Origin of the sequence: Pseudoroseomonas cervicalis ATCC 49957, assembly GCF_000164635.1 — a bacterium.
GTDB lineage: Bacteria > Pseudomonadota > Alphaproteobacteria > Acetobacterales > Acetobacteraceae > Pseudoroseomonas > Pseudoroseomonas cervicalis.
This window is the reverse complement of the sequence record NZ_GG770778.1, coordinates 471021-484289: the sequence shown is the minus strand read 5'-3', so window position 1 is coordinate 484289 and position 13269 is coordinate 471021. Positions and strand designations below refer to the sequence as shown.

General features: G+C 69.2%; 15 protein-coding genes, 1 tRNA gene and 1 pseudogene. 11 read left to right on the top strand and 6 right to left on the bottom strand.

The features are described from left to right. The 4 genes from HMPREF0731_RS25230 to HMPREF0731_RS09430 form a co-directional block, all read right to left on the bottom strand. The coding region (locus HMPREF0731_RS25230) for a TolC family protein (RefSeq protein ID WP_169312277.1) at positions 1-495 on the bottom strand (495 nt) is incomplete at its 3' end. A 77-nt stretch (positions 496-572) separates the two neighbouring features. Continuing rightward, a complete protein-coding gene (locus HMPREF0731_RS09440; RefSeq protein WP_007003877.1) occupies positions 573-944 on the bottom strand; it encodes a hypothetical protein in 372 nt (123 codons plus the stop codon). A 95-nt stretch (positions 945-1039) separates the two neighbouring features. Continuing rightward, complete coding sequence (gene lspA / locus HMPREF0731_RS09435; RefSeq protein WP_051014725.1) at positions 1040-1579, bottom strand: signal peptidase II; 540 nt, start codon at positions 1577-1579, stop codon at positions 1040-1042. A gap of 17 nt (positions 1580-1596) precedes the next feature. Continuing rightward, positions 1597-2019, bottom strand: coding sequence for a hypothetical protein (locus tag HMPREF0731_RS09430; RefSeq protein WP_007003875.1), 423 nt, complete (start codon positions 2017-2019; stop codon positions 1597-1599). A gap of 547 nt (positions 2020-2566) precedes the next feature. On the opposite strand from HMPREF0731_RS09430, the gene HMPREF0731_RS09425 reads away from it, so the two are divergent. The 4 genes from HMPREF0731_RS09425 (at position 2567) to HMPREF0731_RS24175 (ending at position 6153) form a co-directional block, all read left to right on the top strand. Next, on the top strand, positions 2567-2941 hold the full coding sequence (locus HMPREF0731_RS09425) for a hypothetical protein (protein ID WP_007003874.1): 375 nt from the start codon (positions 2567-2569) through the stop codon (positions 2939-2941). Positions 2942-3159: 218 nt separating this feature from the next. After that, entirely contained in the window at positions 3160-3939 is a 780-nt protein-coding gene (locus HMPREF0731_RS09420) for a response regulator transcription factor (protein WP_007003873.1), read from the top strand. Further along, positions 3930-5282: an ATP-binding protein gene (locus HMPREF0731_RS09415; protein ID WP_007003872.1), complete on the top strand. Its 1353-nt coding sequence runs from the start codon at positions 3930-3932 to the stop codon at positions 5280-5282. The genes HMPREF0731_RS09420 and HMPREF0731_RS09415 overlap by 10 nt, the downstream gene beginning before the upstream one ends. Before the next feature lie 262 nt (positions 5283-5544). Next, the gene (locus HMPREF0731_RS24175; RefSeq protein WP_157136031.1) at positions 5545-6153 is read left to right on the top strand and encodes a hypothetical protein; all 609 of its coding nucleotides are present in this window, start codon (positions 5545-5547) and stop codon (positions 6151-6153) included. On the opposite strand, the pseudogene HMPREF0731_RS23680 reads toward HMPREF0731_RS24175, so the two are convergent. After that, positions 6150-6716, bottom strand: a pseudogene (locus HMPREF0731_RS23680) (beta family protein); the annotation flags it as partial. The gene HMPREF0731_RS24175 and the pseudogene HMPREF0731_RS23680 overlap by 4 nt on opposite strands. A 464-nt stretch (positions 6717-7180) precedes the next feature. Here HMPREF0731_RS23680 and HMPREF0731_RS24170 point away from each other — a divergent pair. Further along, positions 7181-7414, top strand: a complete 234-nt coding sequence (locus tag HMPREF0731_RS24170; RefSeq protein ID WP_007003869.1) for a hypothetical protein — start codon at positions 7181-7183, stop codon at positions 7412-7414. Between the two features lie 744 nt (positions 7415-8158). On the opposite strand, the gene HMPREF0731_RS09405 is transcribed toward HMPREF0731_RS24170, so the two are convergent. After that, positions 8159-8248, bottom strand: a tRNA-Ser gene (locus HMPREF0731_RS09405). 313 nt (positions 8249-8561) lie between these two features. Here HMPREF0731_RS09405 and rplU point away from each other — a divergent pair. From rplU to HMPREF0731_RS09375, 6 genes are all read left to right on the top strand, one after another. Continuing rightward, positions 8562-8879 (top strand): 50S ribosomal protein L21, encoded by a 318-nt coding sequence (gene rplU / locus HMPREF0731_RS09400; RefSeq protein WP_007003867.1) that lies wholly within the window; start codon positions 8562-8564, stop codon positions 8877-8879. Positions 8880-8905: 26 nt separating this feature from the next. Continuing rightward, complete coding sequence (gene rpmA / locus HMPREF0731_RS09395; RefSeq protein WP_007003866.1) at positions 8906-9175, top strand: 50S ribosomal protein L27; 270 nt, start codon at positions 8906-8908, stop codon at positions 9173-9175. A gap of 108 nt (positions 9176-9283) precedes the next feature. Further along, complete coding sequence (obgE, locus tag HMPREF0731_RS09390; RefSeq protein WP_007003865.1) at positions 9284-10294, top strand: GTPase ObgE; 1011 nt, start codon at positions 9284-9286, stop codon at positions 10292-10294. After that, positions 10291-11409 (top strand): glutamate 5-kinase, encoded by a 1119-nt coding sequence (gene proB / locus HMPREF0731_RS09385; RefSeq protein ID WP_007003864.1) that lies wholly within the window; start codon positions 10291-10293, stop codon positions 11407-11409. Before obgE ends, proB begins: the two co-directional genes overlap by 4 nt. A 153-nt stretch (positions 11410-11562) precedes the next feature. Further along, complete coding sequence (locus tag HMPREF0731_RS09380) at positions 11563-12816, top strand: glutamate-5-semialdehyde dehydrogenase (RefSeq protein WP_007003863.1); 1254 nt, start codon at positions 11563-11565, stop codon at positions 12814-12816. A gap of 20 nt (positions 12817-12836) precedes the next feature. After that, on the top strand, positions 12837-13269 hold a 433-nt coding region (locus HMPREF0731_RS09375; protein WP_040612818.1), incomplete at its 3' end, for a nicotinate-nucleotide adenylyltransferase.

Sequence of the window (13269 nt, the reverse complement as noted above, 5' to 3'; positions counted from 1 at the left end):
CTCGACCGCCAGGCTGCGTGTCGCGGCCTCGGCGGCGGCCATGGCGACCGTCACGTCGCGCGCGAGGTCGAGCTGGGCGGCGGTGAACTCGAAACCCGCGACCTCGGCGCCGCGGTCGGCCAGGCCGATTCGCGCGGCGCGCTTGCCGCCGAGCTCGATCCGCTGCGACAGGCCGATCGTCGTCTCCAGGCTGCGCAGGCCACGGCTGTCACCATTGCCGCCCATGCCGCCGAAGCTCTCGAAGCTGGTGTTCAGCTCCGGATTGGGACGCAGCGGCGCCTGCAGCCGGTCGGCATAGGTCGCGTCGCGGGAGAAGCCGGCGCCGCGCAGGACAGGGGAGGATTGCAGCGCCTGGCCGATCGCCTGGGCCGGCGAGGTGAGCAGGAGGGCGCCTGGCGCCACCGACTGGGTCTGGGCCTGGGTCTGAGGCTGAGCTTGGGCGAGCGCCGGCCACAGCAACACGCAGGCAGCCGCCAGAGTAAGCTTGGGAAGCATGGGGGAAACACCTGAGGAAAGCCGTTCAAGCAGGGCCGGGCACCGCGCAGGGCGCCGGCCGGGAGAGTGCCTGAGGGCTAGGCTCGGGGTGGCCGGCTCAGCTGGTCGACGACGCCGGAGAGCAGCACCCGCGGGCGGCCGGCGAAAAGCCGTGCCCGCAGCGCGGGGGCGGCCAGCGCCGCGGCCAGTTCAGGCGCGCGGGCGACGAGCTTGCTGCAGAAGGTGTGGAGGCATTCGCACAGCGCCTGCTCGGGCTGCGGGACCTCGCCCTGCGGCCCTTGCATCGAAACCAGGACATCCTGCGGTGCGCTGCCGGTCAGCGCCTGGGTCTGGGCATGCGCCAGGCCATGCCCCTGAGTCACCGCCACGGCCAGGAGGCACGCGAGCAGCGCGGCCGCGAAAGCCCGGCGGCAGCTGGCGATGAAGGAAAATGTCCTGGCGGAAGCCATGCTGGGCGGCTTCTAGGTCAGTCGAAAGACGATGTCATGCATCGAAGCGTCTCGTCACATTGCTCGATTGAAGCATTACCGCCGCATCCGCGCGATCAGGCGTCATGACGGGGCGCTCCGGCCAAGCCATCCCTGTCCGCGGTCCCTGCCGGCGCCTCGGCCGGCAACGGCCGCATTGTGGCGGCGATGAGCAGCGCGGCGCCCAGGAAGATCGCGGTGTCGGCGAGGTTGAAGGCGGGCCAGTGGTACCCTGCTGCGTGGACGTCGATGAAATCGGTCACCGCGCCCTGGCGCAGCCGGTCCACGACATTGCCGAGTCCGCCGCCGGCGATCAGGCCGAAGGCGGCGCCGTGCAGCGGGCGGGGCTCCTTCGCCAGCCACCAGCCCATGAGCGGCAGGATGGCGAAGGCGAGGCCGGACAGCAGGATCGGCGTCGCCGGGCTGTCCGTCGCCAGCAGACCGAAGCTGACGCCCCGGTTGTAGCCCAGCGTCAAATTGAGGAAGCCGGTGATGGGAATCAGCCGCGGCGGGTCCATCACCTCGGTCAGGATCCACCATTTGCTGACCTGGTCGACCGCCAGGGCCAGCGGCCCCGCGACGATGGCGATCGCCCAGCTTCGCGCGGCGGAAGGCATCGGTCTGGCCTGCGAGGTCACCGGCCGGTCCGCGGCTGGCCCAGGCATTCCGCTAGCCCGGCGCGTACCTCCTCAACCGCCGGGCGGTCGGGGAAGAGGGTCGCGGCCAGGCGCAGGGTGACCTCGCTCTCCGTCGGCCCCAGCGGCGCCACCAGCACGTCCATGCGTGGAAGAAGGCGGGTGCTGTGGCGCTGGCTGGGACGCAGCTCGGAAATGGTGAGGCGCAGACGGTCGCTCTGGCCGTCGGCATGGCTGGCGGTGATCCGGCCCTGCTGCGTCGCCTCGTCGATGATGCAGGCGGCGACGGTGTCGCGCGCCGCGGGGAAGCGACCGAGCGCCACCGGGTCCTGAGCGCGCATCCGCTCGACAGGGGTGGCGCCGCAGGCACCGAGGATCAGCAGGGCGGCGACGGCGAGGCCGCGTGAAGGGGGGGCGGGCATGGAAAGGTCTCCGGCAGCCGGATTGGCGCGGGCGGAGACTAGAACCTCTAGTCGCTGGAGGTGCAAGCAAAAATGCCAGAAGAATCGAAAACAATCTTGCCTGTCCCCGCGAATACTCGCGACAGTATAAAATAACGGCGAAGACATTGATGCGAAATCCTCCGTCATCAACGCCAGGACCGGCGAAACTTGCCGCCGATCGTCTTTCATTTCTCATCGATTAACAGCGTTTCGGAAGCCTGAACCGTATGTTGCGGAAGGTGTCTGCTTCGCATCACTTCATGGGTCCGGCGGAAAGCCGGCGCCGCGCTGCTTGATGCGGCCCCCGCCGCGGGCACATTCAGGGGGCAGGCCACGGAAAGCCTCAGGAGAAGGACGATGATCGACGCAGCCAGCCAGGGCAGCTTCCCCGGACCCTAGGCCGGCCCGCCCCCCGGGCCCGCTCTCGGAAACCTGCCGCCGCGCATCGTCGGACGCCGCCGCCTTCCTCACCGCCTCCCACCTCCTCACACGCCAGACATCAAGAACCGACAGGAGCTCAGACATCATGTCTTCCCGCTGGATCGCCTTTCCCGCCCTCGCCATCGCCCTCACTCTCGGCGCCGGCGGCGCCCTGGCCAGCGAAACCGACCCGGCCGTCCGCAATCCGCTGGCACAGCCCATGGACATCACTCGCGGCGGCATGGGCGCCGGGCCTCGCTTCCAGCCCCTGGGCAACCCGCTGCGCCATCCCATGGCGGTTTCCGAGCGCAGCCTCCCGGCGCTCGAGGAAAGCCTGGCGCTGGGCAACAACGCGCCCAGCAGCGACGCCTTCGGCCGCACCTATGACGGCCACCCGCTGGCCCGCCACATGGCCGAGGCGGAAGGCCGCCAGCGTCAGCTCGAGGCGGCCCGGGCGCAGGCGCGCAACCCCGGCAGCTGACGCCGCCAACCAGCAGGCCGCGGGCCGGGGGGGGGGCAATCCTCCCTGGCCCGGTGCCGTTCAACGGCGGGCGTGGCCGACGCAAGGCTGCCCCTCTGAAGGGTCATTGGCATCCGCCGCCGCCACGCCGCTAAAGCGGCGCGCAGCCGGGGGTGCCGGCGCGCGCCGGGCGCGACCACCGGCCGACCCCGCCATGTCCAGGGCCTGGGAGACGCTTCATGCCGCAGCTTCCTGCGGAGGATGACTCTGTCGTGCCGCCGGGCGTCCCGCCGGGCACGCCGCCTGCCGATGCCGACATCAAGCATATCCTGGTCGTCGATGACGACGAGGACCTGCGCCGGCTGCTGCTGACCTATCTGCGGCGGAACGGCTTCCGCGCCACCGGCGCCGCCGACGGCACCGAGATGGCGCTGATCATGGAGACCGCGCCGGTCGACGCCATCGTGCTCGACGTGATGATGCCGGGGCAGTCGGGCTTCGATCTCTGCCGCGGCCTGCGGATGCGCAGCAACGTGCCCGTCATCCTGCTGACCGCGCTGGGCGAGACGGTGGAGCGCGTGCTGGGCCTGGAGCTCGGCGCCGACGACTTCGTGGTGAAGCCCGCCGAACCGCGGGAGATCCTGGCCCGCATCCGTGCCGTGCTGCGCCGCGCCGGGCGCGCGCCCTCCTCGGTCCAGGTCGCGGCGCGCAGCCTGGCGCGCTTCGACGGCTGGACGCTGGACACGCGCCGGCGCGAGCTGCGCCGGGTCGACGGCGTCGAAGTCGACCTAACGGGGGGCGAATACGACCTACTTCTGGCACTGATCGAGCGGCCACAGCAGGTGCTGAACCGCGAGCAGCTGCTCGACCTGGCGCGCAACCGGCCCTATGGCGGGCTCGGCCGCTCGATGGACGTGCAGATCAGCCGCCTGCGCGCCAAGCTCGGCAACGACGCCGACCTGATCCGCACCATCCGCGGCAGCGGCTACATGCTGACGAGCCCGGTCCTGTGGGCCTGATCCGCCGGGTCTTCCCGGCGACCCTGCTCGGGCAGACGCTGGCGACGCTGCTGATCGGCTTCGTCCTGCTGCTCGGCGCCGTGGTCGGGCTGCACGACTACCTGCAGCGCGCCATCGTCGACCGCAGCATCGAGGAGATCCTGGCACAGCGGATGGCGACGCTGCTGGAGACGCTCGACGCCGTCCCGGCTGCCCAGCGCGACACGGTGGCGGCGGCCCTGGCGCAGCCCGACCTCGCCGTCCGGCGCATCACCGGCTGGCTGCCGGAGCCGGAAGAGGCGGGCGAGCCGGCCTTCCGGCGAATCTCCGAACGCGCCCTGTCGCTGGCCAAGCCCGTGCGGGCGCTGCGCATCCAATCCGGCACCTTCGACCCCTCGATGGGCCATCTGATCGGCATCGTCGGCCTGGCCTGGCTGGCCGACGGCACCTGGCTCGAGATCCGCCTGTCCAGCACCGACATCATCTCCACCGAGATGCGCCTGCTCTACGCCTATCTCGGGCTGTTCGGCATCAGCCTGCTGGCGGCCATGGCCTTCGCCTCGCGGCTGATCGCCGGGCCGCTCGCCACGCTGGCTGCGGCGGTGGCGCGACTCGACCTTGCCCGGCCGTCGGCGCCGGTCGCTTCCTCCGGCCCGCGCGAGGTGCGCCAGTTGGCCGAGGCGATCAACACCATGGCCGCCCGCACCTATGACGCCTTCCGCCAGCGCACCCTGGCACTCGGCGCGCTGTCGCACGACCTGATGTCGCCGATCGCTCGTCTCCGGCTGCGCGCCGAGGACCTGCCGCCAGGCGCCACCGACCCGATCCGCCAGGACCTGGCGGAGATGGAGGCGATGGTGGCGGACGTGCTGGCCTATCTGCGCAGCGGCGAGCCGAGCAGCGAGCCGCTGCGCCCGGTCTCGGTCTCCGCCCTGGCGCGGACGGTGGTTGACGAGTTCCTCGAGGCGGGCCAGGTGGTGATGGAGCACAGCCTGGACGAGCGGGCCGTCGTCCCCGGCCGCCGCGTGCCGCTGAAGCGGGCGCTGACCAACCTGGTCGCCAATGCGCTCCGCTACGGCCGCGACCCCTGGGTCGAGGTGACGGTGTCCGGCACCGAGGTGCTGCTGCTGGTCGGCGACCGCGGCCCCGGCATCGCCAAGGACGACCTGCCGCATGTGACCAAGCCCTTCTTCCGCGGCGACGCGGCCCGTAGCCGCGGCGGCGGCAGCGGCCTGGGCCTGGCGACGGTGGTCGCGATCGCCGAGGCGCATGGCGGGCAATTGGAGCTGGCCAGCGTGCAGGGGCGCGGCACGCTGGCGACATTGCGGCTGCCGCTGCAAGCCGCGGCGGACCGCAAGGAATAGTGTGATGGAGGCGGATACCCGGACGGGCGCCCGTTGGGCGTTGCGGATGCGTGTCACGGCGGATCCCTCAGGCCATCAACTATCCATGCTTTGGCGTGGGCAGTCCCCAAGACGGCAGATGCCTCTTCAGAATTCCCATACTTTTATGATTTCATTGAATTTATAGGTTCGTTATCGTAATTTCGCCCTTGCGTGGTTGCCCTGTCATAGCTTGACGTCTGCTGAGGTCAGGGCCAAAGGGCTGCCGCGCGGAGGGGCATGAATGGACGAAGCTAGCGTGAAGGCAAAGGTGCTCGGCCTGATCAGGCGAGGTGCATCGCCAAGCAGCCTGCCAACCGTGACTGCCGAGTTCACACTAGGTGAGAGCGGTACTCGCGCCGATCTAGCGATGTTTGGACGCCGCCTCATGGGCGTAGAAATTAAGACAGCTCAGGACAGCCTGCGGCGCCTCCCTGCCCAGCTGGATGCATATGCCGACCACTTCCATCGCGTCATGGTGGTAGTGGCGAACTGCCATTTGCGCCATCTCGACGTAAGGGATCTTCGGGGCGCCTCGCTATGGGCATATGAGGGCCGCGGACCTCTACGCGAGATCCACCAGGGCGGCATCAACACGGTAGACGAAGCTGTTCTAGCCAGGGTCATGACCAAGGCGGAAGAACGCAGGGGCGACTTCAGCGCGGCCGTGCAGGCTCGCTACGGGCAAACAAGCCGCCGATTCTGGGAAGCAGTTGCGGGCCGTCCGATTCGTTCGGAGGACCTCGCTCAGCTTAGCCGCTTTGCTGAAAGGCGAGCCGAGGCCAAACGGTTCGCCGATGAGCGGAAAGTCTGGTGGTCCGACTGGCTCGCTGCGCAGCAGGCTTACGCCTAACCTTCCCAATCCTCATCGGTGTCGCCGGCCATTTCTGGCGCGCTGTAGAAGGTTTGTCTCTGCAGATGCAGATTGATGCGCGCCGCCGTTGCCTTCTGCGCACCGCTGATGGCTGACGTGTCGCCCGCGGCAGTGCGCTCGATCATCTGGGTGCCCCAAACCCGAAAGCCTGGCTCCCAGATCGGCGTGCGCATCAAATTAATTGCCTGCTGTTGGTATCCAGCGAATCCGACCAAATCGTCGGAGCGGTAGAACATCCACTGATCACGCAACGGGTAGTCGACTCTCAGTGCCGGTTGCCCACTGCCACCGGATAAGGGTTCAAAACGGGCGCTTCCTCGGTCGCTGTAAATCAAGCCGCGTGGGGACGCGACACTATTGAAAGCAACCCGTTCATAGATTGGCTGCTCGGCGAATCCTGTGAAGGCATCGGGGAAGGATGAAGCTGAGAGGGCGATATGGGCGCGAGGATCTGCTCTCCGCACCGATGCAATCATATCGTTGGCGTTGCGCATCCTTGTGCCGTGACCTTGATCGGCCGCGCCGAAGTCTAGCACAAAGCAAACGTCGTCGCCCTCTTCAGTCCGCTACAGCCGTCAGAAGCACCGCCGCCAAGTCGAAATAGCTTATGTTGAGAGCATGAACCCTCAATTCTACCGCCTGCGTTACCCACATAACGCCCCGCCGAACAACGTTCCCGCAATGGCGGCTAGGAAGGGACCCGTCAGGCGAGATCTGGATTTGCCGCGAATTTCCGCCGTTTAGCCATCTCACCAATGCATTAGACCTGGGCGGCCTCCGAGTGGGAAACCCAGCTGAGAAGGCCCGTATGACCTGCCCCGGCCAATCACTCGAGTGGGCAGCAGTCGTGCGATTCTCGTCTCACCAAGGTTCTGCCAACTAAGCCAACCCACGCAAGAGGCTGACCGCCTTCGTCGCACCGGCGCGGGCCTCCGGCACTATTTCTGCCCTGGCGGCGCTGAGCAGCATCGGCGGAACCTTCTTCGCTGCCTTCTACGCGATTCCCGTGATGGGCCTGACCGCGGGCTATGCTTCGGCGGCGCTGCTGGCCGCCACCGCGGCGGTGGCGACGGGCTTGAAACTGCCCCGCGCGGCCCTGGCGATGGCGCCGCTGATCTTGGGCGCCATGGCGAAGCAGGCCCATGCCAGCCGCTATGTCGAATATTTCTCAGGCCGACTATCATGGCGCGTCCATTTGGACGCTGGAATGCGAAGGTGTGGATGCTGTCTAAATGAATAAGACTGTTAAAAAAAATCAATAAAATCATAGTGTTAAAAGGGATATGCTACTAAATTCCTATTGATTTTGGAACGCTGCATTCTGGTCTGAGCGGGCGATTGGGGGAGGGTGACGATGGCTCGCCTGACGGTGCACCGGCTGCCATGCCTCAGCGTGACCACGCTGATTGAGAAGAGGTGGCTTATGCCAGGTCGCCACCTCACCGGCATGGATGGGTATGCCGAGCCGTGGAATGTCGCCCGGTCTCCTCTTCTCATCGCCACATCGGATCTTCGCGACAGGGACGCGGCGTGGATGCGGCTGACCTATGATGTCGATGGAGGCCGGGTGAGCTTGCAGATTGGCCTGACAACCACCGCGCCAAATTACGGCGGGCTTCGCTGGTGGTTTCGATGTCCGCTCCGGCAAGGGCCAGATGGCTTAGGCTTGAGAGTAGGCAAGCTTTATCTGCCACCCCACTCGCGGTGGTTCGGCAGCCGCGCAGCGCACGATCTTACCTATCGATCTAGTCAGGAGAGCCGCCAGGGCCAGGGCCTGGACCGATGGCTGGCCGCTCGCTTGGGATGTCGCGAGAAGGACATCCGACAGCTGCGCAAACGCCCGCCATAACGGGGCCTGACGATGTCGTTCAGCTTCGGGAAAGTACGATTGAGCCCGCCTGACCTCAGCGGCTCTCGTTAGTGGGAACCACTGTGGGAACGGGCTTCCCAAAACCAGCCAATCCATTGATTTCACACAATAGAATGGCGGAGAGGGTGGGATTCGAACCCACGGTCCCCTTGCGAGGACTTCGGTTTTCGAGACCGACGCGATCGACCACTCTGCCACCTCTCCGCAGTGCGCTGGTCGTCAGGCGGGCGGGGTATAAAGCGGCCGGGGCGTCCGCGCAACGGCGGGTTGCGCAGATTTCGTCATCCGCGGCCGCATCCGCAGGCCTGGCGGGCCAGGCCAAGGGCCGGGCCGATGACCGCGCCAGAGACCTGCCCCGACCGTGGCGCGCGGGCCGAATCCGCCCTCCGGCGTTGACTCTCGGGCGGCATGGGGTCTATACGGCCGACCTCCCGGCGGGGTCTCGGTCCCGCCGACGGCCGTTCTCGGCCACATCCTTATCAGTCAGGCCAGTACGGCAGAGCTTTCAGGGCGTCCCATGACCTACGCAGTGATCCGCACCGGCGGCAAGCAGTACCGCGTCACCCCGAACGCCGTGCTCGTCGTCGAGAAGCTGGAGGCCGAACCCGGCCAGACCGTGACCTTCCAGGACGTCCTGGCCGTGGCCGGTGAGGCCGGGCTGACGATCGGCGCGCCCATCGTGGCCGGCGCCTCCGTCACCGCCACCGTGATCGAGCACTCGCGCGGCGACAAGGTCATCATCTTCAAGAAGCGCCGCCGGCAGAACAGCCGCCGCAAGAACGGCCACCGCCAGCCCCAGACGGTGCTGCGCATCTCCGCCATCGCCGCGGCCTGACCAGACAGTCTTAGGAGACACCAACCATGGCGCACAAAAAGGCCGGCGGCTCCTCCCGCAACGGGCGCGACTCCGCTGGCAAGCGACTGGGCGTGAAGAAGTTCGGCGGTGAGCACGTGCTCGCCGGCAACATCATCGTCACCCAGCGCGGCACGAAGATGGTCCCGGGCCAGAACGTGCTGCTCGGCCGCACCCATTCGATCCACGCCGCGGTCGAGGGCAAGGTGAAGTTCACCCGCCGCGCCGAGGGCCGCGTCCACGTCTCGGTCGAGCCGCTGCCGCAGGCCGCCGAGTAACCACGCGCGCCTTCGCGAGCCGACAATACCGCGAACGGGGGCCGCAAGGCCCCCGTTTTCGTTTGCGCGCGCCCCGACCATCCCCTCCCCTCCCCCCGGATTCCCGCCATGAAGTTCCTCGACGAAGCCAAGATCTGGGTGAAGGCCGGCGATGGCGGCGATGGCGTCATCGCCTTCCGCCGCGAGAAGTATATCGAGTTCGGCGGCCCGGATGGCGGCAATGGCGGCAAGGGCGGCGACATCATCGTCACCGCCGTGCCCGGGCTGAACACGCTGATCGACTACCGCTACGCCCAGCATTTCAAGGCGCGCAAGGGCGGCAATGGCGCCGGCTCCGACCGCACCGGCGCGGGCTCCGAGGATGTCGTGCTGCAGGTGCCGGTGGGCACCGTCATCCTCGACGAGGACAAGGAGACGGTGCTGGCCGACCTGACCGAGGCCGGGCAGCGCGTCATCCTCTGCCGGGGCGGCGATGGCGGGCATGGCAACGCGCATTTCAAGTCCAGCACCAACCGCGCCCCGCGCCGCGCCGACAAGGGCTATCCGGGCGAGGAGCGCTGGATCTGGCTGCGGCTGAAGCTGATCGCCGATGCCGGGCTGGTCGGCCTGCCCAATGCCGGCAAGTCGACTTTCCTGTCCGTCGTCAGCGCGGCCAAGCCGAAGATCGCCGACTACCCCTTCACCACCCTGACGCCGCAGCTCGGCGTGGTGCGGCTGAACGCCACCGAGGAATTCGTCCTGGCCGACATCCCCGGGCTGATCGAGGGCGCGCATGAGGGCGCCGGCCTCGGCACCCGCTTCCTCGGCCATGTCGAGCGCTGCGCGGTGCTGCTGCACCTGATCGATGGCAGCCAGCCCGACCCGGTCGGCGCCTATGAGACGGTCCGCGCCGAGCTGGAAGGCTATGGCGGCGGGCTGTCGGAGAAGCCCGAGATCGTCGCGCTGAACAAGCTCGACGCCATGACGCCGCAGGCCAAGGCCAGCCGAGTCAAGGCGCTGGAGCGGGCGCTGGGCCGCCCGGTCCACCTGATCAGCGGCGCCACCCAGGAAGGCGTGCCCACCGTGCTGCGGGCGCTCGCCGACACCATCCACCGCCACCGCGAAAGCGAATCCGCATGACCACCCCCTCCCTCGGCGCCGCGCGCCGGATCGTCGTCAAGATCGGCTCCGCCCTGGTCGTGGACGCCGAGACGGCCGCCCCGCGGGAGGGCTGGATCGCCTCGGTCGCCGCCGATGTCGCGGCGCTGCGGGCGCGCGGGGTCGAGGTGGTGCTGGTCTCCTCCGGCGCCATCGCGCTGGCCCGCCGCGCCCTGGGCCTCACTCGGAAAAAGCTGCGGCTGGAGGAGAAGCAGGCCGCCGCCGCCGTCGGGCAGATCCGCCTGGCCGGCGCCTGGCAGGCGGCGCTGGCGCGGCACGGGCTGAACGCCGCCCAGCTGCTGCTGACGCTGGAGGACAGCGAGGACCGCCGCCGCTACCTCAATGCCCGCGCCACGCTGGGCACGCTGCTCGACCTCGGCTGCATCCCGGTCATCAACGAGAACGACACGGTCGCCACCGCCGAGATCCGCTTCGGCGACAATGACCGCCTGGCCGCCCGCGTCGCCGAGATGATCCATGCCGACGCGCTGGTGCTGCTCTCCGACATCGACGGGCTCTACACCGCCGATCCGCGCAACGACCCGGCGGCGCGGCACCTGCCGGTGGTCGAGCGCGTCACCGACGAGATCATGGCCATGGGGGGCGAGCCGCCGCCGGGCTATTCCTCGGGCGGCATGCGCACCAAGCTGATCGCGGCGCGCATCGCCACCGGCGCCGGCTGCGCCATGGCCATCGCGCTGGGCCAGCGCGAGCACCCGCTGGCGGCGCTGGAGCAGGGCGCGCGCTGCTCCTGGTTCCTGGCCGCGCCGGAGGGGCGGCGCTCGCGCAAGCAGTGGATCGCCGGCAGCCTGGCGCCGCTTGGCGTGCTGCGCGTCGATGCCGGGGCGGCGCGGGCGCTGCGCGCCGGCTCCTCCCTGCTGCCGGCCGGGGTGCGCGGCGTCGAGGGCGAGTTCGGCCGTGGCGACCCGCTCTCGGTGCGGGACGAGGGCGGCACCGAACTGGCGCGCGGCCTCTCGGCCTATGATGCGGACGCCGCGCGCGCCATCGCCGGCCGCCGCTCGGAAGAGATCGAGACCATCCTGGGCTGGCGCGGGCGGGATGAGATCATCCACCGCGACGACCTAGTCCTGCTGTAAGCAAGGCCGGGGAATGAATTCCCCCGGACCCCCATCTTTTTTCTATCCGTTGGGCCGCGCTGGACGGGCGCACCGAACTGACAGAAAAAAGAAGAGGGGGTGCGGGGGAGAATTCATTCTCCCCTGCTGTCCAACGCCAAAGGAAAGCGCGCCATGGACGCCATGACGAACCCGATCCTCCCTGTTGCCCAGGCGGCCCGCGCGGCCTCTGCCCTGCTGGCGCGGGCGGACCGACCGTCGAAGGACGCCGCCCTGCGCGCGGCGGCCGCGGCGCTGCGCGCGCGCGAGGCGGAGATCCTGGCCGCCAATGCCGCCGATCTCGACGCCGCCCCCGGCCTCTCCGCCTCCTTCCGCGACCGGCTGACGCTGAACCCCGCGCGCATCGAGGCGATGGCGCGCGGGCTGGAGGAGATGGCCGAACTGCCCGACCCGGTCGGCCGGGTGCTGACCGAATGGACCCGGCCCAACGGGCTGCTGATCCGCCGCGTGGCGCAGCCGCTCGGTGTCATCGGCATGATCTTCGAGAGCCGGCCGAATGTCGCGGCCGATGCCGGCGGGCTTTGCCTGAAGGCGGGCTCGGCCGTCATCCTGCGCGGCGGCAGCGAGAGCGCGCGCTCGGTCGCCGCCATCCATGCCGCGCTGCTGGACGGGCTGCGCGCGGCCGGCCTGCCGGAGGCCGCCATCCAGATCGCCCCGACCCAGGACCGCGCCTTTGTCGGCGCCATGCTGGGCGCGGCGGGGCTGATCGACCTGATCATCCCGCGCGGCGGCAAGGGTCTGGTGAATCGGGTGATGCAGGAGGCGCGGGTGCCGGTGCTGGCCCATGCCGAGGGGCTCTGCCACACCTATATCCACGAGGCCGCCGAGCCGGAGATGGCGCGCGCCATCCTGGCCAATGCCAAGATGCGCCGCACCGGCATCTGCGGCGCGACCGAGACGCTGCTGATCGACGCGTCCATCGCCCCCACCCTGCTGCCGCTGCTGGTGGAGGACCTTCGCGCGCTGGGCTGCGATTTCCGCGCCGATGCCCGCGCCCGCGCCATCCTGCCGGCGCTGCCCGCCGCCAGCACGGAGGATTTCTCCACCGAATGGCTGGATGCGGTGCTGTCCGTCGCGGTGGTGGATGGGGTGGCCTCGGCGCTCGAGCATATCCGCCGCCATGGCAGCGAGCACACCGAGGCGATCGTGACCCAGGATGAGGGCGCGGCGGCGGAGTTCCTGGCCGGGCTGGATTCGGCGGTCGGGCTGTGGAACGCCTCCACCCAGTTCTGCGATGGCGGGGAGTTCGGCTTCGGCGCCGAGATCGGCATCGCCACGGGGCGGCTGCATGCGCGCGGCCCGGTCGGGCTGGAGCAGCTTTGCACCTATCGCTACCACATCCTCGGCCATGGGCAGACGCGGCCCTGACACGGACATCCGGATCGGGCCTGGCCGCGCCGGGGCCCTGGGGCGATGGGCGCAAGCGGCGCATCGGGCTGCTCGGCGGCAGCTTCAACCCGGCGCATGACGGGCATCTGCATGTCGCCCGCCAGGCGCGGCGGGCGCTGCGGCTGGACCAGGTCTGGCTGCTGGTCTCGCCCGGCAACCCGCTGAAGCCCAGCTCCGGCATGGCGCCCTTCCGGCAGCGCCTGGACTCGGCGCGCTCCATCGCCGATGGGGTGCGCGTGCTGGCCAGCGGGCTGGAAGCGGCGATCGGCCAGCGCTACAGCGCGCGAACCCTGGCGCGGCTGCAACGTTTGTTCCCGCGAATCCGCTTCGTGTGGATCATCGGGGCGGACAATCTGTGGCAATTGCCACGCTGGCGCGACTGGCGCCGCCTGGCGGCGCGCACGCCGGTCGCGGTGCTGCCGCGGCCGGGCT

Bases quoted from the DNA above. Each gene is read 5' to 3' on its own strand.
- HMPREF0731_RS09440 (WP_007003877.1), bottom strand. From the start codon at position 944: ATGGCTTCCGCCAGGACATTTTCCTTCATCGCCAGCTGCCGCCGGGCT.
- lspA (WP_051014725.1), bottom strand. From the start codon at position 1,579: ATGCCTTCCGCCGCGCGAAGCTGGGCGATCGCCATCGTCGCGGGGCCG.
- HMPREF0731_RS09430 (WP_007003875.1), bottom strand. From the start codon at position 2,019: ATGCCCGCCCCCCCTTCACGCGGCCTCGCCGTCGCCGCCCTGCTGATC.
- HMPREF0731_RS09425 (WP_007003874.1), top strand. From the start codon at position 2,567: ATGTCTTCCCGCTGGATCGCCTTTCCCGCCCTCGCCATCGCCCTCACT.
- HMPREF0731_RS09420 (WP_007003873.1), top strand. From the start codon at position 3,160: ATGCCGCAGCTTCCTGCGGAGGATGACTCTGTCGTGCCGCCGGGCGTC.
- HMPREF0731_RS24175 (WP_157136031.1), top strand. From the start codon at position 5,545: ATGGACGAAGCTAGCGTGAAGGCAAAGGTGCTCGGCCTGATCAGGCGA.
- rplU (WP_007003867.1), top strand. From the start codon at position 8,562: ATGACCTACGCAGTGATCCGCACCGGCGGCAAGCAGTACCGCGTCACC.
- rpmA (WP_007003866.1), top strand. From the start codon at position 8,906: ATGGCGCACAAAAAGGCCGGCGGCTCCTCCCGCAACGGGCGCGACTCC.
- obgE (WP_007003865.1), top strand. From the start codon at position 9,284: ATGAAGTTCCTCGACGAAGCCAAGATCTGGGTGAAGGCCGGCGATGGC.
- proB (WP_007003864.1), top strand. From the start codon at position 10,291: ATGACCACCCCCTCCCTCGGCGCCGCGCGCCGGATCGTCGTCAAGATC.
- HMPREF0731_RS09380 (WP_007003863.1), top strand. From the start codon at position 11,563: ATGGACGCCATGACGAACCCGATCCTCCCTGTTGCCCAGGCGGCCCGC.